At 39.2% G+C, this 21,500-nt stretch carries 18 protein-coding genes and 1 pseudogene; 9 read left to right on the top strand and 10 right to left on the bottom strand.

Annotated features, from left to right (window positions below):
* Positions 1-14 precede the first annotated feature (14 nt).
* Together ACX1N5_RS13380 and ACX1N5_RS13385 are read right to left on the bottom strand one after the other, a co-directional pair.
* Positions 15-512, bottom strand: coding sequence for a chalcone isomerase family protein (locus tag ACX1N5_RS13380; protein WP_458802771.1), 498 nt, complete (start codon positions 510-512; stop codon positions 15-17).
* Entirely contained in the window at positions 482-1,054 is a 573-nt protein-coding gene (locus ACX1N5_RS13385) for a nuclear transport factor 2 family protein (RefSeq protein ID WP_458802773.1), read from the bottom strand. Before ACX1N5_RS13385 ends, ACX1N5_RS13380 begins: the two co-directional genes overlap by 31 nt.
* A gap of 348 nt (positions 1,055-1,402) precedes the next feature.
* Between ACX1N5_RS13385 and ACX1N5_RS13390 the strand changes: the two genes are divergently transcribed.
* From ACX1N5_RS13390 to ACX1N5_RS13415, 6 genes are all read left to right on the top strand, one after another.
* Entirely contained in the window at positions 1,403-2,629 is a 1,227-nt protein-coding gene (locus tag ACX1N5_RS13390; RefSeq protein WP_458802775.1) for an efflux RND transporter periplasmic adaptor subunit, read from the top strand.
* Positions 2,630-2,706: 77 nt separating this feature from the next.
* Positions 2,707-3,849 carry an ABC transporter permease gene (locus tag ACX1N5_RS13395; protein WP_458802803.1) on the top strand — a complete coding sequence of 381 codons (1,143 nt, stop codon included), beginning with the start codon at positions 2,707-2,709 and terminating at the stop codon, positions 3,847-3,849.
* Positions 3,842-4,570 (top strand): ABC transporter ATP-binding protein, encoded by a 729-nt coding sequence (locus ACX1N5_RS13400; RefSeq protein WP_458802777.1) that lies wholly within the window; start codon positions 3,842-3,844, stop codon positions 4,568-4,570. The genes ACX1N5_RS13395 and ACX1N5_RS13400 overlap by 8 nt, the downstream gene beginning before the upstream one ends.
* Before the next feature lie 913 nt (positions 4,571-5,483).
* Positions 5,484-6,476, top strand: a complete 993-nt coding sequence (locus ACX1N5_RS13405; protein ID WP_458802779.1) for a DUF1852 domain-containing protein — start codon at positions 5,484-5,486, stop codon at positions 6,474-6,476.
* Between the two features lie 37 nt (positions 6,477-6,513).
* The gene (locus ACX1N5_RS13410; protein WP_458802780.1) at positions 6,514-7,545 is read left to right on the top strand and encodes a methionine synthase; all 1,032 of its coding nucleotides are present in this window, start codon (positions 6,514-6,516) and stop codon (positions 7,543-7,545) included.
* A gap of 194 nt (positions 7,546-7,739) precedes the next feature.
* Positions 7,740-8,231: a flavin reductase gene (locus tag ACX1N5_RS13415; protein WP_458802804.1), complete on the top strand. Its 492-nt coding sequence runs from the start codon at positions 7,740-7,742 to the stop codon at positions 8,229-8,231.
* A gap of 508 nt (positions 8,232-8,739) precedes the next feature.
* On the opposite strand, the gene ACX1N5_RS13420 is transcribed toward ACX1N5_RS13415, so the two are convergent.
* From ACX1N5_RS13420 to ACX1N5_RS13445, 6 genes are all read right to left on the bottom strand, one after another.
* Complete coding sequence (locus tag ACX1N5_RS13420) at positions 8,740-9,438, bottom strand: DUF1826 domain-containing protein (protein WP_458802782.1); 699 nt, start codon at positions 9,436-9,438, stop codon at positions 8,740-8,742.
* A 219-nt stretch (positions 9,439-9,657) separates the two neighbouring features.
* Complete coding sequence (locus ACX1N5_RS13425) at positions 9,658-10,707, bottom strand: zinc-binding alcohol dehydrogenase family protein (protein WP_458802784.1); 1,050 nt, start codon at positions 10,705-10,707, stop codon at positions 9,658-9,660.
* On the bottom strand, positions 10,707-11,612 hold the full coding sequence (locus ACX1N5_RS13430; RefSeq protein WP_131382071.1) for an AvrD family protein: 906 nt from the start codon (positions 11,610-11,612) through the stop codon (positions 10,707-10,709). Before ACX1N5_RS13430 ends, ACX1N5_RS13425 begins: the two co-directional genes overlap by 1 nt.
* A gap of 47 nt (positions 11,613-11,659) precedes the next feature.
* Positions 11,660-12,337, bottom strand: a complete 678-nt coding sequence (locus ACX1N5_RS13435) for an AAA family ATPase (RefSeq protein WP_004898300.1) — start codon at positions 12,335-12,337, stop codon at positions 11,660-11,662.
* An 86-nt stretch (positions 12,338-12,423) separates the two neighbouring features.
* Positions 12,424-13,041: an FMN-dependent NADH-azoreductase gene (locus ACX1N5_RS13440; RefSeq protein ID WP_458802786.1), complete on the bottom strand. Its 618-nt coding sequence runs from the start codon at positions 13,039-13,041 to the stop codon at positions 12,424-12,426.
* Between the two features lie 80 nt (positions 13,042-13,121).
* On the bottom strand, positions 13,122-13,823 hold the full coding sequence (locus ACX1N5_RS13445) for an SDR family NAD(P)-dependent oxidoreductase (protein ID WP_131382070.1): 702 nt from the start codon (positions 13,821-13,823) through the stop codon (positions 13,122-13,124).
* Positions 13,824-13,905: 82 nt separating this feature from the next.
* On the opposite strand from ACX1N5_RS13445, the gene ACX1N5_RS13450 reads away from it, so the two are divergent.
* The 3 genes and pseudogenes from ACX1N5_RS13450 (at position 13,906) to ACX1N5_RS13460 (ending at position 18,706) form a co-directional block, all read left to right on the top strand.
* A complete protein-coding gene (locus ACX1N5_RS13450) occupies positions 13,906-14,490 on the top strand; it encodes a TetR family transcriptional regulator (RefSeq protein WP_004749588.1) in 585 nt (194 codons plus the stop codon).
* Positions 14,491-14,749: 259 nt separating this feature from the next.
* Positions 14,750-14,881: pseudogene (locus ACX1N5_RS13455) on the top strand (IS5/IS1182 family transposase); the annotation flags it as partial.
* Between the two features lie 360 nt (positions 14,882-15,241).
* A complete protein-coding gene (locus tag ACX1N5_RS13460; RefSeq protein WP_458802789.1) occupies positions 15,242-18,706 on the top strand; it encodes an MASE3 domain-containing protein in 3,465 nt (1,154 codons plus the stop codon).
* A gap of 383 nt (positions 18,707-19,089) precedes the next feature.
* On the opposite strand, the gene ACX1N5_RS13465 is transcribed toward ACX1N5_RS13460, so the two are convergent.
* Together ACX1N5_RS13465 and ribA are read right to left on the bottom strand one after the other, a co-directional pair.
* Positions 19,090-20,535: a GGDEF domain-containing protein gene (locus ACX1N5_RS13465; protein ID WP_131382068.1), complete on the bottom strand. Its 1,446-nt coding sequence runs from the start codon at positions 20,533-20,535 to the stop codon at positions 19,090-19,092.
* Between the two features lie 347 nt (positions 20,536-20,882).
* On the bottom strand, positions 20,883-21,485 hold the full coding sequence (gene ribA, locus ACX1N5_RS13470) for a GTP cyclohydrolase II (RefSeq protein WP_131382067.1): 603 nt from the start codon (positions 21,483-21,485) through the stop codon (positions 20,883-20,885).
* Positions 21,486-21,500: the final 15 nt, after the last annotated feature.

A 21,500-nucleotide genomic window follows, 5' to 3' on the forward strand; every position in this document is an offset into this window, starting at 1 on the left:
AACCATGAATCCTATTAATTTAATAGTTGTTGTCTTAATTTAGCATTAAAAGGTGCATGTCCAAACCATATTTTAAAATATTGATTTATTTGAGGATCACTAATTTGTCCCAAGACTTTATTATTGAGGGACAATGTCATTTTTTTGCTGCTATGCTGGTAATTTAAACGATATAAATCTCCTTTTTTGACGGGTTGATACCATTCAGTAATTTTATTTAATGTGATTAGTGACGTATTGTCTGTAACGTTCTTTTTTAAAAAATACGTCGCAGCCTGCTTAAAAGCCCATCCTGGTATGTCGCGTTCATAGGAAAAATCAAGTTGAATACTTTGATTGTCCCAAGCTTTCTGACAGCTCTCTGCAAAATAGTTCACATGCCCAACATTATTTTTACTGACCATGATAGGGGCTGAACTACATTGTTTTAATGTTGCAGCATTCGATGATACGCAGCATTGCAATATCATTCCCGTGAGTATTAGCGTGTATTTTTGAAAGGAAAAATCCATCCGTAAATTCCTCCAACCACAGGCATTGATCTGTAAAGACCATTTGCTGGATCCCAAAAATCTTGCTGAAATATGATTTGATTCGCTTGATTGATTTTGATTTCACTTATGCCATACGACTTCATGGCTCTTTTACTACCAAAAATTTTAAAGTCATACGCCATTTTCCAATGAATATATGCAGAATCTTCGTGATGTGTAGCACTAATCAGTTTGACGCTGACATTGCTGACTCGACTATTCATGCCTTCAAAATGCTTGATTAAGTCTTTCTTGTTCGCAAACTGAGATAAAGTATCATTAATAAACAATTGATCCGCATAGAGACTACTTGCGCGATCAACAAAAACGGGTGTACCCAAAGTATTGAATGCGGCTACAAAATGTGAACCTATACTGTAGGCCTGTTCGTCATTTAAGGTAATACCTTTTATATTTTGATCTGCATTAGCATAGTCATTGGTATAACTTGGAACAGTTTTACACGCAGTCAAGCTTAAAACTGCGATAGTCGTTGCCATGAGGGTTTTTAGTCTTTTCATCACACTATTCCTTCGTTTTTATTTAATGTAAGAAAAACGATGTGAAACTAATGTGAATAGCTATTTTGTCTGGTCTGATGCCATGAGACCCAATAAATCAAAAAATGTCACAGAGATGATAATGATTGTGTAAATTTTACTTATCGAGAAAATTTCCTGATACTGCACCTAGCCTAGAGATATTTAGTTCGCTTTTTATATATAAAAACCGTTTTTAGCGTGAAAATGTATTATCAATCGGCTCAAGAACATTTTATATTCAAAAGAGTATAACGCATACAACTCACCTGAACGGGGGGGACTTTGCAGATATATATGCCCCGTTTTCATCTAACTTGGAGAAGCTCATTGCGCACTATCAGCTATAAGTATGTCGTGATTATTGCAGTGTTGATTATTGCTGCAAGTTTTGCTGCATTACGCTGGTGGCAGGGGCCGCTATTACCAAGCTACAGTGTTGCCTCGATGCCCATCGTACAAACAGTCGTAGCAACTGGACGAGTGATGACAGTATCACGTGCTCAGGTTGGGAGTGAAATTACGGGAGTCATTCTCAAACGCCTTGTACAGGAAGGTGACCGAGTTTCACGGGGAGATTTGCTGTTGGTCCTAAAATCCGATGAGATCGTTGCTCAGGTGAAACAGGCAGAGACCGCACTTACTGAACTGGCGACCAGTAGACGCCCACAGGCTGCAGTCGATTTGGCAAATGCTAAAGTCCAGCTAGATCAAGCGATCCGTGAAGCAAACCGCAGGCGTAACCTGAGCGAATCTGGAAGCCTATCGACTGAAGCAAAGGAACAAGCGGATAAAGCTGAGCGGGTGGCTCGTAATAACTTTGAGTTAGCACGTTTGGCAGCAACAGCACTAGCCCCAGGCAATGTTGAGGAGAAACTGCTACGTGAACGTCTGGCTGCGCTGCAGGCACAACTGGCTAGAACCCAAGTCCGCGCCGAAGTGGCAGGTACGGTTCTGACACGTAATGTGGAACCAGGTGATCTGGTACAGCCTGGCCGTACCCTCCTCACCATCGCACTGGATGGCAGCACAGAAATACGTGTACCATTCGATGAGCGCAATTTACCACAGCTTGCATTACAGCAGCATGCTATCGTCATTGCTGACGCTTACCCAGATAAACCATTTCCTGCCCGTATTAATTTTATTGCGCCGAGCATTGATCCGCAGCGCGGTACGGTAGAAGTTCGCTTGGCGGTTGACCCTGTGCCTGAATTTTTGCGTCAGGATATGACCGTTTCTGTGAATATTGAAACAGCAAAACGTGACCGAGCACTGGCGATCCCAAATGATGCCTTAACCAATGTACAAGGTAATCAGGCAACCGTACTCTTGGTACGTAACGGAAAAATACAGCATCAGCAGATCACTCTGGGTTTACGTGGTCTAGCTATATCAGAAGCCCTTGCGGGTTTAAAGGCAGGGGATCATATTTTGGCTAATCCTGTTTCTTCACTGACTGATGGTACGCGAGTACGCTTGAAACTAGAAAAAATTCCTTTTGCGCACGCTTATGCTGCTGACAGCAAAAATGAATTACCGGTGAAATTCAATTGAACAGCTTTCTTGGACGACTCTGGATAGAGTGGACGATCGCAGTCAGTTTTTTGCGTGAAGGACGTGCACAGTCTTTCATGATCACAGTCGGTGTCGCGGTGGGTGTCGCAGTAATCGTTTTTGTTTCATCTTTAGTACAAGGTCTGCAGTCGAATATTATCCAACGCACTTTAGGCACACAAGCGCATATCCGCGTGCTATCACCAGATCTGGTGAACCAAATTCTCCCCCCAAAAGCCGGCACTTTACAATTATTGCGGGAAGATAAGCGTGCACAACGCCTGCGTTCAATCAACAACTGGCAGGAAGTGATGGTAACGCTAGATCAATTGCCTGGACTGACAGCGGTATCACCTACAGTATCAGGTCCTGCATTTGCCCAACGTGGTGATGCGCTCGAATCTGTAGCGCTCGTCGGAATTGATGTAGCGCGTTATCAAAAAATTATTCCCCTCAAAAACTATCTGATCAGTGGTCAGCTACGAGTGGGGGCGGACAATGTACTGATCGGTAGCCAGTTAGCCGATGATTTGGGGGTACAGGTAGGGAGTAAGCTGCGACTGGATACAGGTCAACAAAATAGTACAGTGGTGAATGTTGCTGGAATCTTTGAGCTAGGGGTGCGTGAACTGGATGCGCGTTATGTTTATCTCGACTTAAAACAGGCGCAATCATTACTTAACCTTCCTGGGGGAATCACTGTCATCGATCTGACTGTTACAGATATTTTCAAAGCTGATGAGATTGCTGCACAAATTGGGCGCTTAACTTCACTGAAGGCTGACAGCTGGATTAAAACCAATTCACAATTAATGAATGCCATTTCAGCACAGAGCCTGTCAACCAATATGATTATTGTCTTTGTGGCTATTTCCGTAGCTTTTGGAATTGCCAGTGTCTTGTCAGTCAGTGTAGTACAACGAACTCGGGAAATTGGTATTTTGCGTGCGACAGGTGCAACCCGACAGCAAATCTTACGTATTTTCCTTTTTCAGGGTGCCATGTTTGGTTTAATGGGGTCCGTCATGGGCAGTGCAGTGAGTTACGCACTGGTGTGGACCTTTAATCACTTTGGCCCAGGTTTATTTTATATTCCCGTGCCAATCAAACTGGTAATGCTCGCATTACTGTTGGCAACACTCACCGGCATCCTCGCAGCAGCTGTACCAGCACGCCGAGCAGCAGCTCTCGATCCCGTGGAGGCGATTCGTCATGTCTAACCCTGCTCATGAAGTCCTACGCCTAGAGGCACTGCGCAAGTCTTACAATATTGGCCAGCCCAATGAGGTTGAGGTTCTACATGGAATTGACCTGTGTATAGACCGCAGCGATTTTGCAGCACTGATTGGACCTTCAGGTTCTGGCAAAAGCACTTTATTGAATATTCTGGGCCTGCTCGATCAGCCGAGCAGTGGTGAACTTTATCTGCTGGGTCAGCCTACAAGTAACATGGATGATGCAGGACGTACTGCATTACGCGGTAACAGCATCGGGTTTGTCTTTCAGTTTCATCATCTGATTCAGGCATTTACTACCTTAAATAATGTGCTGATGCCATGGATGCTGACACGGGGAAAACCCGATAAATTTGCACTAGAAAAAGCACATGAATTATTGGCTGCGGTAGGTCTGGAAAAGTTTGCCGACAGAAAACCAAATGAACTCTCAGGTGGTCAGCAACAGCGGGTGGCGATTGCCAGAGCACTGATCACTGATCCAGCATTATTATTGGCCGATGAACCTACAGGTAATCTTGATACTCAAACAGCTGCTGAGGTTTTCGAGTTGTTCCGTAAAGTTCATCGTGAGCGAGGTTGTGCAGTGCTACTCGTCACCCATGATCCACGTCTGTCGGCAACTTGTGATCGAACCATTAATCTGGTTGATGGCAACATCAAAAGCGATTCGCTAAATAACACAGCATCGTCAGTTCATCTTTGACAGAAATGCAAATGCGGTCAGACCAGCATGATTAAATGTAGATCATGGAAAGGCTTAAAATCCTCGTAAAAATAAAATTATGAGTTTGAATAATTGATAGAAAAGAAAAACCCCGACATCCTGTCGAGGCTTTTTGGTATTTGCGTTTTAAGTATGACTCCTGTCGTACTTCACATCCTGATGCTTGAACTTATCATTTTTTGTTTTATGTTCCAGAACTTCCTGTTCCTTATGGCTTCAGAGTAAGGGATTCGATTGAGTTTGAATATGGGTATTGTCTCTATCTTTTGTGCGCGACAGCTTACAAGGTTAATAAAATATTACCGTTGGAAGCAGATCTTTACAGGGGCAAAATACTGATTTTTCAACATTTTTATTAGCAGTCACTTCCATAACTGGATCTAAAACCCTGTATGTTTCAAAGCCAGATTTTTATGATTATTTACGCTACTTAAAGCAATTAAGTTACTGATTTAATTAAGTTCATAAGTTCATAAGTTCATAAGTTCATAAGTTCATAAGTAGAAAAGTCTTATATTGATAAGTACAATGCAAGTACAAGATTTGGATTTCGATTGAATTGTCATTTTCTGTGTATGTCTGCTTGGCATCTTTTGAAATCCATTCTATTTTTTAGCGATTCCATTTTCCATAATTTTACCCGATACAAGTCAGAGCTTTACTTAACTATTTATTTTTAAATAATTTAATTTTTTAACTGATTTAATTTATCAAAAATAGGGTCACTAATTTTCTGCCTTTCAGTTTTAATCAGGATAACAAAACCCCTAAACATGAATTTTACTCATCTTCATGTTAGATAAAATCATTTTTATTCATGTAGTGATTCAGGTATAAATCACATCATTAAGAAATTTAGATTTTATTTTAGAAATTAGGGTATCAGATCACCATGAGTAAAGAGTTTACATGTTCAATTAAACGCATTCGTTTTGATGAAAACTATCAACCAGCAGATAGCACACGTCTAACGACGAATTTTGCCAACTTGGCGCGTGGTGAAAGCCGTGAGCAGAACCTGCGTAATACACTGCGAATGATTAATAATCGTTTCAATACCTTAGCGCAATCAGACAACCCGAATGGCGATCGTTATTCACTTGAAATTGATATTATTTCTGCAGATTTAGATATCGAAGGTAATGGTAAAACTTTCCCGATTATTGAAATGCTGAAAAGTACAATTACCGATCACCACACCAATCAGCGTATTGATGGCATGATTGGCAACAGTTTTTCATCTTATGTCCGTGACTACGATTTCAGCGTGGTGCTTAAAGAACATAATCAAAAGAACTCAACTTCGTATGCACCAGAAGGTTTTGGGGATTTGCATGGCAAACTGTATCAATACCTTGTGAACTCAGAGACTTTTAAAGCAGAGTTTAATCAACAGCCTGTGATTTGCCTGAGTGTTTCAACCGCTAGGACTTATCACCGCACGACCAATGAACATCCGATTTTGGGTGTTGAGTATAAACAAGACCAATACTCACGTACCGACGAGTATTTCCATAAAATGGGCTTAAAGGTTCGCTTTTTTATGCCGAAAGGTAGCGTTGCACCTTTAGCGTTCTATTTCGCGGGTGATTTACTGCGTGACTACACCGATTTTGAATTGATCAGTGCGATTAGCACTATGGAAACGTTCCAAAAGATTTATCGCCCTGAAATTTACAATGCAAATTCATCAGCGGCACAAGTCTATCAAGCAAGCCTAGAGTACCCAGATTATTCATTAACACGAATTGTATATGACCGAATTGAACGTGGTCAGCTCGCGGTAAAACAGGGTAAGTGGACGGAAGAAAACTTTATTAAGCCTTATCAAGACATTCTTGAGCAATGGGCTGCGAATTACAACGTAGAGCGTAACGCTGCTTAATTTACCTGAAATAGAATATAGAGATAGAAGATTTAAAATGGCAATTTTATTACCAACATCAACCGCTGGCAGCTTACCGAAACCCTCTTGGCTGGCAGAGCCTGAAAAACTTTGGTCACCGTGGAAACTCGAAGGTGAGCAACTGCTTGAGGCCAAACAAGATGCGTTACGTTTGTCATTGCAGGAACAGCAACATGCAGGCATCGATATCGTCAGTGATGGCGAACAAACCCGTCAACATTTCGTGACCACATTTATTGAGCACCTCGACGGTGTAGATTTTGAGAAACGTGAAACGGTTCGTATCCGTAATCGTTATGATGCTAGCGTTCCATCAGTGGTGGGCGCAGTATCTCGTCAAAAGCCTGTTTTTGTTGAAGATGCCAAGTTTTTACGTAGCCAAACCACACAACCGATTAAATGGGCGCTCCCTGGCCCGATGACCATGATCGATACGCTTTATGATGGTCACTACAAAAGCCGTGAAAAACTGGCTTGGGAATTTGCCAAAATTTTGAACCAAGAAGCACTCGAATTAGAGGCTGCTGGGGTTGATATCATCCAATTTGATGAGCCTGCATTTAATGTGTTCTTTGATGAAGTAAATGACTGGGGTGTTGCAACCTTGGAACGTGCACTTGAAGGTCTGAAGTGCGAAACTGCGGTTCATATTTGTTATGGCTACGGCATTAAAGCCAATACTGACTGGAAAAAGACCTTAGGTTCAGAATGGCGTCAATACGAAGAAGCATTTCCTAAACTTCAAAAATCTAAAATTGATATTGTCTCACTTGAATGTCAAAACTCACGTGTACCAATTGATTTGATCGAATTAATTCGCGGTAAAAAAGTCATGGTTGGTGCAATTGACGTCGCAACTAACAGCATTGAAACAGCAGAAGAAGTAGCCAATACACTGCGTAAAGCACTTCAGTTTGTCGATGCGGATAAACTTTATCCTTCAACCAACTGCGGTATGGCGCCTTTGGCACGTGAAGTGGCTCGCGGTAAGCTCAATGCTTTAAGTGCCGGTGCGGAAATCATTCGCAAAGAGCTTGCAGGGCAGTAATTTCTCGTGTGATTTCTAAAGGGTTACTTTTAGGATTGAATAGGATTTAATCTTCATCATCCAACGGGTAGCCCTTAGCTTATAAAGTAAGTATTCGTTCTCCTCAGAACTTATTCAGATGTGCCTATGTGACCGAATCACGTGGTATATCTAATTTAAACAAAAAAGTTACGGTTCAATTTAGGAACAAAATGATGATTGAAGCAGCAGACTTTAGAAATGCAATGTCTTCCTTAACCAGTGCAGTCAGTGTCGTAACCACGGCAGACATGTCTGATCGTTATGGATTCACTGCATCTGCCGTGTGCAGTGTTACGGATACACCACCGACATTGTTGGTCTGTATGAATAAAGCTTCTAGCTCACACGTGCATTTTGTTGAAAATAAGATCTTAACTGTGAATGTTTTAGGCGCACAGCATGAGCATATTTCTAATGTTTTTGCATCGAAACTGAGTTCTGAAGAACGCTTTAAACATGGGACTTGGACAGAACTGGAAACAGGAGCACCCGTTTTAGAGAATGCTTTGGTGAATTTTGATTGTGAGATTGATCAAATTCAAGAGGTTGGAACACATACGATTTTTATGTGTCGTGTTGTTGCGATTCAACAAAACCAACATGATCAAAGTCTGGTTTATTTTAATCGCGCATATCATCATGTCGGGCAGACAGAAATTGCTTAAGCCTGTACGCAGTGGAATGAATAATTTTTTAACAATAGACATATGAGTGACGATCATTGTGACTTTTATTAATCTATGAATGGTCCATCATAAAAATGATACCGTCACCTGATTCGTATTCAAAAATACAGCATTGGGATGAGAAGAATCGTAAGAGCTTTGTTGGATGCAGATATTACAGAGTCACTTTCTGGCTGAATTGTTAGCTAGCCGCTGGAATTTATGATCTGAACTGGCTACAGAGTAATTGTAAGTATAAACCATTAAATAAAAATGCATTTTTGCCATTAATTTTTCAGTACTTTTCCGCATATACAGGAATAAAAGTAGCTGCTGAAATAAAGTAAGCGAAAACTAAGTATTTATTGAAACAGTGAAATAGAGGGCATTGTATATCAGTTAGATTCTGTTGATCTGCTCCATTTCTCTAGAGCATTCACGAAATGGGCAGATGTAACAGTCAAACATTATAGGAATCAAGTTCAGCTACTATCTATCTCATAAATCTTTAACAGATCAACAATAATCTATACTCACCTTCCTTTTCAGCCGGTGCTCTATGAACACAGGGCAAAACCTGTTGCATTGGATGATCTACTGCCAAGCGCCAAAGATGTCCTGAGCCTAACTTCACTGGTTTTGCATCAGGTTTTGGCTGGTAATGCAGATCAAAGAAATTATCTTCTAGGAAAGTTTCAAACTCAGCTTCTGGACCATCATGTAGTTTTTTGAGTTTTTTCCTGATTTCTGGAACCCAAATCATTTGCTCAACTTGAGCATGAGGCAAAATATCACTTGCAGGGCCATGATAGGTACATAAAACAGTATCCATTTCAATGGGTGAGCGATCAATATGATAGGAATACACATCTGTTGAAATGAAATCTAGCTCTTCATCCCGTTCATAACTTTTAAGTAAATTCAGAGAAGGTGATGCTCCGAAATCAGTTAATAGCTGTAGATCACTTAAAATAATTTCTCTTGCTAGATGACCTTTTTCTGAAAGATGCAATGCTAAAAGATCTTCCACAGAAACTTCTGTAATATTTTCTTCTAAGTGAAGTTTTGCCACAATCTCTTTAAAATCACCAATCAAATTTCGATACCAGCAAATGGCGTTCATATCTCCTTGAAAATGCGAATTGACAAGTTCAGAGAAAGTAGAAACCACTTTAACTTGATTGTTGTCGGAAAGTGCATTCTTCACAATTATCAACCATTTTTAAAAGCTTGACTTTATCCCAAAAATTTACAGCTTGCCATAATTCAATTTTATAAGAGACACAAACATGAACAAAATGAATCCAAATGAAATAAAAGAAAATTTTATTATGGTTTGAAACTTTCTTTTATAAATGAATGGTCTTTTATAAAAATAGAGTAGGGTTGATACATCTATTGAAGTCCGACCCTAGGCAATATTTTACTATTTATTGACTATTACGATTTTGCCAATAGTTTTATTTGAAGCAATTAATTGATGGGCCTTTCTAATTTTTGATGCATTCATTGGGCTAAGTGAAGTTACTCTAGGCGATATAATCTTCTTTTGATCGATTAGTTTTGAAATACGATTTAAGATTTCGGACTGTTTCACCATATCATGGGTAGAAAAACTAGATCGAGTAAACATAAACTCCCAATGAAAGGACAAACTTTTTCTCATCAATAAATTAAAGTCCTGACTCTGAAGGAAAGGAACAATACTGCAAATTTTCCCAAAAGGTCGTGTAATACTCGGTAAAATATCAAAATAAGTATCCGGCGAGTTACAAATCAGAATATAGTCCACCTCTGGATAACCAATTTCTGATAATTGTGGTGCTAATTCTTGACTATGATCAACAACATGATCCGCGCCTAATTTTAAACACCATTCGGTGGTTTCTTTTCTAGAAGTAGTAGCAATAACAGCTAAATTAGGAACAAATTTAGCAAGTTGAATCGCCATAGAGCCAACTCCACCAGCCGCACCAAGGATAAGTAGTGAAGATGTTGGCTTATCATGCTGTATGGTTAAATTGGTATTAATAGCAAGAGCTAATTTTTCAAATAGTGCCTCCCACGCAGTCAGTGAAACTAAGGGTAATGCTGCTGCATCTTCAACGCTAATAGTTTTGGGTTGAAATGCAACTAATCTAGAATCAATTGCATGATATGAACAGTTCCCACCTGAGCGGTTAATATCACCTGCATAGTAAACAGCATCTCCGATTTGAAAAAGGTCTGAAACTTCATTGCCTTTTTCAACAATTGTTCCAGCTACATCCCAACCTAGGACATTTATCCGATTATCTTTTTTCTTTCTCAGTCGGGCACGCATATCTGCTGGATTAATAGAGACTGCTTCAACACGAACAATCACATCATGTGGCAGTGCTTTAGGGTATGGAACCTGAACATCCAGAAATGAATCTGGATGTTCAAGTTCCAAAGGATTACATATAGCAACTGCATGATTAAATTTACTATTCATTATGCTATCGATGTAAGAGGAAGTTTATGCGTAACGCTACAGATAATTTTGGTATTACCAAAAATTGAATAGATATCGGCTTTTCTCCAGTCACCGTCTGATGTTTTATAGCGTCTGACATTGTCTAAACGTGTAAAAATCGGATGTGAATGATCAAGATTTGGCTTGTCCGAAAGAAAGAATATTTCTGTCTTTTTCATCCAGAGGGTATTACTTTCTGCGCGACTAATTGAATCTAACTGATAAAGTAAAACTTGACCCAACTGCAAGCCTACGGAAAATAGGCATGAAGTTGACCATGGCTCCATCTTTTCTTTCATGAGCTGATTATTGGTCACCAAAGCAGATGCTTTCATTTCATTAACATTGATCATCACATCATTAATATCCAATGGTGTTTTCAAGTCGACTGTAGGTGCTGAATAGTCAATTTTATTGAAATCACTAGAGTATTGAATTTCAATTCTCATATTAGAGATATCAATGTTCAAGGCATTGGTCTCTTGATCAATCTTGTCCATGCTTCCATGAATATTGATCTGATCAAAATCAGACTCCACTGGGCTTTTGCCTGCCCTAATGATCATCTTATAAATGAGGCTCTTATAAGAAATTTTAGGTAAATTACTATAGACAGTCTGAATAAGATGATCAAAAGTGAGTAAAGACAATTCAATAATATCAATCGTACTTAAATGTGGTTTTTGATTACCATTGCCTTTAATAGACCAAGTTTGAGGCAATACAACTCGACCAAAACAAGAGAATTTTAAGATATTCGGGTCATCAGGCTCGCTAGAAAAATCATAGATTGCATGATTGCTATTGAGATAGCCTGCCCCAAAATAACGTGTCTTTTTATCACCTAAAAATTCATCAACATCTTTAAAAAATGATAAGTTCATTATCTACCCCTATTTATCTAAGAATTTTTTTGCTTTTATATAGATACTTACATAATTAGTGTTTTATATTTTTGATTTGCAATTTTTATAGATTCTTGGATACTCTTTACAGGCTTGATTTTTAAAAGTTCTGCAATAGCATCCGCACGTTCTTCCAGACTTCCGCCAATAATGTGATATTTCATATCCAGTTCGTCAAATGTATCTTTTAAAAGCTCATCTGAAGCAGAACGAAATAACTCATTTACAGGTCGATGACCATCTTTTGCTAGTGGTAGCTCATTGGGTAAATGAATAAAAAGATCAAAAGAATCTTGTACGTGGCGCTTAAATACTTTTCCCAGCTCACTCATAATATTTTCAAAATAAGCCAGCTCGGTGGTTTTTGAAACAGCTTCATTGTCTTTTAAGTGAATCGACTGATTAGGATTCATACCATATTTGACGCGCACACTACCGTAGATCCATTCCTGTAAAGAACAGCCATCTGATATGAAACGATCTTTGAGCTTATATTCATGAATAACTCGATCCATATGACGAGTAATGATCATCTGAATCAATTGAGGAGACGTGACTTCTTCTAATGTTTTTCCTGGTGCAGCAAAAGGTAGAATCTCCCGCATCGTTCTCGCTTCTGTACGAGGCAAATTTAAATATTCGCTGATAATTAAGGAGGTGAGTGTTTTACCTGATGAATATGTTCCCGTTAAACCAATCCGCATTTGTATAACCTTATAGCATTTATTATTAGATTGAATTTTTGAAGCCTATTAGCGTTCTAATAGACTTCATGATTGATTTGTTGTTATTAGGCAATTAGTTTTTCAAGATCATCAATCACTTCACCTTTTGTTTTTTCATAATCATTATTTAAAACGGTAGGTGAAATATGAATGGTTTCAATATCTGTAATACCAATAAATTTTAGCCAATCTTGTAAATAAGGTGTCGCAAAGTCAGAACCAAAGTTTTCTGGGATACCTTCGTAGTACACACCACTCGCGATTACAAGGTAAGCTTTTTTATCTGCTAATAAGCCAGAATATCCATGATTCATGTCAAAGCCAAATGACCAACCAGGTTGGGTGACGACATCAATCAGCTGTTTTAAAATATAGGGAATATTGTTATTCCATAATGGAACGTTGAAGACATAAATATCTGCTGAGGCAAAGCGATCATAGACAGCTTTAATTTCTGTCCATGCTGCTTTTTCTGTAGAGTTTGCATCTTGACCTGTAAATAATGCCATTTTTGCACCAACAGCATTTTTATCGAATGCAGGAAGAACTCCTGCAAATAGGTCAAATTCATCAATGACCAAATCAGGATGTTTGTCTTGAAGTTTGGCAATCACCTGTTTAGCAATCAATAAAGATTGGCTATTTTCTCCGCGAGTTGATGAATTGATGTGTAATAGTTTCATAGTATCCTCTGGATTTCACACATTAAAAAAGATTAAATTTTTATTTGTATTTACTTTTATCATTTATGAATAGTAAATTTTTACGCTACTTGAAGTGCTCTTCCACACAAAGCCGTTGTTTGATTCTTGTTCTGATGTAAATCCCAAAATTGATCAGCAACAGTTTTGGGCGCAATGGTATAAAGCTTACTTTCGACTCCAGGAGTACCTTCCACAAATCCATTCACAATAACTTGACCTACATAGATCTGTGAATTTTTCAAGGAAAGTGCCAGTAAATTTGTGGTTTTATATTGTGAGGTCGCTGCAATTGATAAGGCCGCATATTCTTTAGCAATCAGGTCAACTTCATTCAAATCAAGAGCAAAGACACCATTTGTTGACAAAACACTCCCTTTATTATTTTTCAAGTCATCCATACAGGCTTGAACAGTAGCGATATAACTTGAGACGCGTAAGTGAAAACTTTTCGTGAGATCAAAAGGATTTATCGTAAGTAAATCACCTTCAATATCATGGAATGCATTCCAGTGAATATTCTTAATTTCACCAAACTGATTTTTAATTTGATGAATAAGCTCAGGAATATTTTCCGTTTTGCTTAAATCACTACAAAAAAAATGGGCATCGATATTTGCTAATCTAAGTTCTAATACTTGTTCTTCTAATTTTTTTTTATCACGAGCAACCAACCCAACGATATAGCCTTCTTGACCAAATCGATAAGCCAGCGCTCTAGAAATACCTAGCCCATAGCCGAAAATTATAATATTGTTTTTCATTATAAAGTTCCAAAATTTCCAACGAATTAGTTGGATGTATGCTTTATAATATATTTTTTTATGGTTTGCAAGAGGAAAAATTATGCCTTGGGATACAGAAGGGACCAAACAGAAGATTTTGGATGCAGCTGTAAGCGAGTTTGCAAAGCATGGGCCAGATGGCACAACGATTGACAAAATTGCAAAAATTGCAGGGGTAAATAAAGAAAGAATTTATAATTATTTTGGTGCTAAAAGAGAGTTATTTGATGCTGTTTTGCGCAATGAATTGGTTAAAGTTGCGAAATTAGTGCCTATTCAATCCATATCAGAACAAGACTTATCTGAATATGCGGGGCGGGCTTATGATTATCATTGTGAACATCCTGAACTTAGTCGTTTATTACTTTGGGAGGGATTAATTTATGATGGAGAAGTCCCAAATGAAGACATTCGCAGAAAAAATTATGATTATAAAATTCAGGCAGTTTCTGAGGCACAGCAACAAGGAAAAGTAACCGATAGTATTGAACCAAGCTATTTAGCATTTTTGATTTTAGCAATTGCAAATAGTTGGTTTATGTTGCCTCAAGTTGCGAGAATGTTTACACCATTAGAGGACATGGGGAATCATGAAAAACGCAGAGAAATGATTATTAAAGCAACCAAACGATTGATTTCAAAGTAGGTATTTTTGATAAATTAAGCTAGTTGGAATCAGCGAAAAATAGTTGAGAATAACTTTTGGATTTTGCGCTAGCTAATATTCAACAACAGCCTGAAGAATCAGATTAATTAAGCCAACGTCATCTTTCTCTCTGCCAAGAAACTGAGCATAGAAAGAACGATCCAGTAACGAAATTAAATTCTGTGTTTGACTTAGAAATATCGGTATAAGTCATTCTATTTTCAGAATAACACCTTTGATTTATTTATTGAGTTCAGACTTAATTTCTTCTGATACTGATCTAGAATGGGTATTTATTGATGCGGCGCATGTACATGCTCATCAACATACTTGAGGAATCAAAGCCCAAGCTAGTTCAAAATACATCGTTAGAAATAACTCAAAAATTCATTGATCCGTTGATGCCAAAAGTAATCCTGAATAGTGAGTAGCCACCAAAATTCTAGGCGCACATATCCATATTTTGATCGGGCTTTGCATAATCGAATCGCGTTTTAGACATGGATAGATAGATTGCAATTTAAGAAATTCTGATCTTCACCTTGCATCTGGGTTTTGCTGCATAAATTTTAAGTATATGATTTTTAATATTTTTAATTTATTTTCTAATTTAAATTATTATTTGTTAAAATCAATAATTTAAATACTTATGCAACAAAGCCGTTAAAATATAGTCGTTCGGCTGACATATAATTTTGAACGACCTCATACAATTAAATAAAACTATATGTGAATCTCACAGAGGAACATTATGCCTAAATCATCTCGTGACTTATTTTCACTGGATGTATTCGACCTTAAGTCGTTTATTTCTCCTTATATGATGATTTTTCCTCCGACGATTTTTGCCTTACTGATCTGGTGGACCAATAAAAGTTTTGGTTTCATATTCACGCATACAGTGGCAGAACTCATTTCAATTATTATTGCGCTCACTGCTCTTATTGTGACCTTGGTTTCACGACATTTTACTAAAAATTATTTTGTAGTTTTTATTGCGATCGCCATTGGATGGTGTGGATTTATTGATTTATTCCATACGCTGCTTTACAAAGGTATGCATATCTTTCCAGTGAGCAGCGCCAATCAGGCAATACAGCTATGGATTGGTGCCCGACTGTTGCAGGCCTTTGCGATGCTTGCATCACCGTTCATGTTGACTCGGCTCATCAAACCAGTCCAACTCAATTTGTTTTTTGGTCTGTTGAGTATTGCGATTGTCACAGCGGTGATGCAAGGTTTTTTCCCAATAGCTTTTATTGAGGGACAGGGACTGACACCTTTTAAAATCTATAGCGAATATCTCATCATTGGGATCTTAGCGATTGCTCTAGTTTTAGTTTGGAAACGCCGAAAATACTTATCGGTGCAACTGACATTTGGCGTTTGCCTCTCCATGCTCACCATGATGGCCTCTGAATTTGCCTTTACCAAATATGTTTCCGTATATGCAGATGTGAACCTATTGGGCCATATTCTGAAAGTTTATTCTTACTGGTTTATGTATCTTGCGCTAGTAGAATCGACGATTAAAGAGCCTTTCAGCATGCTATCAAAGGCGGCTAGCACCTATGATACCATTCCAGATCCCACCTATATTGTAAATTCGAGTCAAACGATTCAGCAGGCAAATCTGGCAGCGGGTCGAGCACACGGTATATCTGCCGCACAACTCACAGGGTTGTCAGCGCATGAATTATTGCATGACCCGAATGTGCCAGTAACGGACTGTCCAATCTGCTCTCAGTTAGATCAAAATCCTAAAGAGTTTTTAGCTCAGCTAGCCCTGCCCAATAACAAAACCATAGAATGTCATGTGGCACCGTTCACAGAACGTCTAGGCAAAAAACCTGTCTGGGTCATGGTGGTACGCGACATTACAGAGCGTCAACTTTTACTGAAAAGCGTTCAGAAACGTGTAACAGAAGTACGTTGTCTGAACCAGATAAATCAGCTCTGTAACAATACCCATATCAGCATGACTGAATTGTTGAATAAAGCATTGGAAATCATTCCTTCTGGCTTTTCCTCTCCAGAACAGGTTCATCTGCAGATTAACAGTGAATGGGGTATTTTTGGCGCAGATACTCCTATGCAGACATCATGCATGCAGTCAGTATTTGCCAATGATACCAAGCGATTCGGAACCTTAACTGTCTGGTATAATCAGACACAGAGTACACCAGCCTTTCTGCCTGAAGAACAACGCTTAATTGACCATATTACTAGTCAAATCACCGACGTTCATACCCGACTAAAATCACAAGGCCGTGTAGCACGTTTGACTTATCTCTATCGCTTGCTCAGTGAAACCAATCGGGTGATTGCCCATAGTCAGAATCAACATGATATGTTTGCAGAATTACAGCAGGTTCTGCTGAAGCTTGGCAGTTTTGATAAATTTTTTATTGCACTTAAAACAAATGATCAGACCGACAGTCCATTAGTGGTTCAGTTTCACCATAATATTGCCGAGAACATGCTAGAGACCCTGCATAACGGGTTACAACAGGACGAAAACCTTCCGCTAAAACAATTAAAAAATACCAGTTCAGATGTAGATGTTTATACCTATAATCTGCTCAGTACTCCTCATAAAAATTTTACTCCAGAATATAAAATGTGGAGACAATATTTAAGCCAAGAGCAGGTGCGTCAGGCCGCATTGACCCCATTGTTGTTTAAAGGTCATTTCTTGGGAATAGTAGGACTGTATACTGCAGGTCAGGTTGAATTTGATGAGGAACAGATTCAATTATTGCAAAATCTCTCTAGAGATATCTCATCTGCACTGGAACGGTTTTCAGCGGAACAGCAGCGTAAAACTGCCGAAACTTATTCGCAGCAGATGGAGCACCGTTTCCAGCAGGTATTTTTACAGTCGCCTGTACCGATGCAGATTGTTTCTATGCAGGATGAACGTATTTTAGCGGTCAATCTGGCCTATGAAAAATGGCTGGGGTATAACCTGCAAGATTTTAAAAATCGGGAAGACTGGCTGAAAAAAGTAGCGTCTGATCAAGAACAAAGACAGTTAATACAACAGAACTGGGAAGAAGCCTTGCAGCTGTCCAAAAATGGCAAACAGGTGCAGTTTCCTGAAATTACCCTAGTGGCAAAAGATGGTAGTCAACGCATCGCACAGCGTACGCTGGCGATTGTCGGCAACGATGTGATTCTCGCTTGGGCCGATCTGACAGCAATCCGAAAAACCGAGCAGGCATTAAGAGACAGCGAACAGCGTTTCCGTGGCATGGTAGAACAAACCGTGGTCGGGATGTATGTACTACGAGACAATCGCTATCTCTACGTCAACCCAAGTTATGCTGAAATGCTGGGCAGGCCCTCTACAGAACTCACTGGCCATAATTTCCTTGAATTTACTGATGCTACAGCAGAAAATCTTGAGCTCATTCATCAGGCTAATGATCAATTTCAAGTCAAAGATCATCAGAATATTCCCTATACAGTTCCTGTGCGGCACAAAAATGGACAAATACGAGAATTTGCTTTGCATACACGTCGCATCATTTGGGATGATGGTTTACCTGCAGCAATTGTGATGGCTCAGGACATTACCGAACAAAAGCAGGCTGAAGAGCAAATCGCTAGGCAGGTTGAACAGCTAGAAGCGACGATGTATGGCACATTACGGGCAGTATCAACCATGGTGGAAATGCGTGACCCCTATACTGCAGGTCATGAATGCCGTGTTGGACTGATTGCCAGTGCGATTGCCAAAGAAATGGGATGGGATGAAAAGCGTTGCTTCCAAATGGAGGAAATTGGGCTCGTGCATGATATTGGTAAAATTTCCATCCCTTCTGAAATTCTAACCAAACCTTCACGTTTGAGTTATTTAGAAATGGAAATGATAAAAGGTCATGCGCAGGCTGGCTATGAAATTCTCAAGGATGTTCCTTTTAATATTCCAATCGCTGAAATTATTGGTCAACATCACGAACGAATGGATGGCTCTGGTTATCCTAAAGGCTTAAAAGGGGATGAAATTCATCTTGAAGCACGTATTTTGGCAGTGGCCGACGTGATTGAATCCATGTCTTCCCATCGTCCATATCGTGCTGCTTTGGGTGTAGATGCTGCCCTTGTAGAAATTCTGCATGGGCGTGGAACGGTTTATGATGCGGACGTTTGCGATGCAGCAGTACGTTTGATTAACGAAAAAGGATACGTCCTGCCAATTTGCACCGAGTAAATTTGTAGATGATTTTTATACAATTTTATAAGTACATCATAATGATGCGAATATACATGCTAAAAAACAAAAAACGAGCGTTGCTGACATTGCTCATTTTGGATGAACAACTGAGAAGCAGCTTTACGTACTGACAGTGGATCTCAGAGTGCAACAATTGATACAACATTGCTAAAAACTGACAAATCTCAAAAAAGATGGCGAGAATACAAAAACCTTAAACAGTTTCTAAAAGTAGAAAAATATGATGTTTAGCTAAAGTAAAAATGTCTGCTTTCAGAATATCACTTTTGTGATTTTCTTAGCGGACAGTTTGAGATGCTGGTCAATACTCGCATCTGGCTATACTGTGATGGATTGTTTTTTCGATGTTTTTAGTATGATCAGCATTTATTTGAATAAAAATCGGTAGGCCCGACGACCTTATTTCGACCTGTCCATTTGGCTTGGTAAAGTGCCTGATCGGCTTCGTGCAGTAACTCTTCCAGTGTTGATGTTTTATTCGGCATATTCCAGCTAATACCTATACTGATCTGAATAGAAATTTCCTGATCTTCTCCAACATAGAACTGCTTGTTTTCCAAATGAAAACGAATACGTTCAGCAACGCTAAAAGCTGATTCCCTACTGACATTATTAAGCATGATTGCGAATTCCTCCCCCCCCAGTCTGCCGAAGATATCCGACTTGCGTAAATGTTCCTTAATCGTATTGGCACAAATCTGTAAGGCAAAGTCGCCAGCCTGATGGCCGTAACGATCATTGATCGATTTAAAGTGATCAATATCGAGCATTAAAATGGCAAAGGATTGTTGTTTTTGTTGGGCGATGCTCATGGCATCTTTAACTGCATGATAAAACTGGCGACGGTTAAAACTTTGTGTCAGTTCATCATGGCTGGCATTGTGTTTTAATTCCCGAATCAGTTTACTACGTGCCGCATTGATGTTGGATACAGTGAGCGGTGCAAGTGCCATCATGATTGCACCCATGCGAATGGATAAAATGCTTGATAGATATCCCACACTATGCGAAATCAGATGCTGATGGCTGGTATGATAAATAATGACGGTACAAGCAATGGTATTAATCAGTGCCAGTGGGAAAGGTGCATAACTCAGCGCACACCAAATTAAGGCAGCAATCGGAAACAGTAAAGAACCAGGGCCTTGGTCATAATAGCTGATCAGTAAAGAACAGATTAAGGCAATCACTGGCAGCAAGGTACTCCATGGGAAATCTTGTGTTTTTAAACGCAGTAATGCTTGAATTAAAACCCTGCGGGGCGGGTAGCTGAGTAGAAGAGGCAAAATCAAAATGGCATTTTGCATTTCTGCCGAAAACCAGTCGCTGAATTCATAAATAAACGGGTTCTGCATAAAGGTAGCGTTAACTAAAGGCACAACGCTGACGGCAAATAGTGCCCCTAATGCACTGCCCACCGCACAGAAGACCAGTAGAAATAAATATAAATAGCCGTAATGGGTTTTATGGATTTGTTCAGTAAAGTAACGGTAAAGCCATAAGACGATGGCCACATAAATCAGGTTAGCCATGGTCAGCACTGCGGTTAAAATAAAGGCTGAACCCGTGGCCAAGTCTGCCAACATGTAGCCCGTAATCGCACCGAGCCATGCAAGTAGGTGACGCGTATGGGGAAAACGAATCAGCAACCCCAGTAACACCGAATTTGCGGGCCAAAAAGAAGCCAGAAAATCGACTGGACGGGTGGCAATACCTAACAGGCAAAAGGCAAGAATAACAATCGCAAAAATGGCAAAATGCAGCAAAGCAGTATGATGACTCAATGGGCGAATCGACTTGGGCACTGCAATATCCTTTAAAGCCTTTGGCTGGCCTGTACAATGTACAGGAATGGAGAAAATTCAAACCATCCAGCAATGCTGTGTGAAGTCCATTTTCTGCAAGCGATTGCAGATGATGATAAAATTTTCGCCTGCATTTTAAGAGGTTTTTCTGATCATTAAAAGTTCAAAATGTCGTAAAAAAAGCGAAAAATAAGAAAAAATGATTATTTATGAATGAATTTATTAAAGTGTTTAATGTTTAAGGTGAAAATAGGTGCCCAAGTAGTTGTGGATTTTGCACTCATGTTGAGTTGAAATGATGATTGCTCGATATGCCCTGAGGGCTTGGCTTTCCCCCGTAACCTATCCTAAAAATCATTCTTTTCATACATATGCGACATACGTTTTTGCTTTGTTTCTAAGTAGCCTTTATTAAAAATATTTAAACCTACAGTTAAAGGAACGCGCTCAACCACATTAATACCTAAACCTTCCAATGCATTGATTTTAAGTGGGTTATTTGTAATTAATCTTACCTCTTTAACTTGTAGATAATCTAGCATAACAGCGCACATGTCATAATGACGAGCATCTGCAGGTAAATTTAATAACAAGTTTGCATCAAGAGTATCGTGCCCTTGATCTTGAAGGGCATATGCACGAATTTTATTGGTTAGTCCTATGCCACGGCCTTCTTGACGTAAATATAGAATTACTCCTTGCCCTTCATCATTAATCATTTTCATTGCTGAATGTAATTGTGGACCGCAGTCACACTTTAATGAACCAAAAGCATCGCCAGTTAAACATTCAGAATGCATTCTGACCAAAACAGGTCTTGTCGGAGTAGTCTCTAGCCCTTTAGCAAGGGCGACATGTTCTTCACCAGTGCTTTGATCCTGAAATGCTATAATTTCAAAATTGCCAAAAGCAGTAGGTAATTTAGATTTAGAAATGAATTTTATAGCCACTGATTTATCCAATGA

The organism is Acinetobacter sp. ANC 4636, assembly GCF_054454555.1.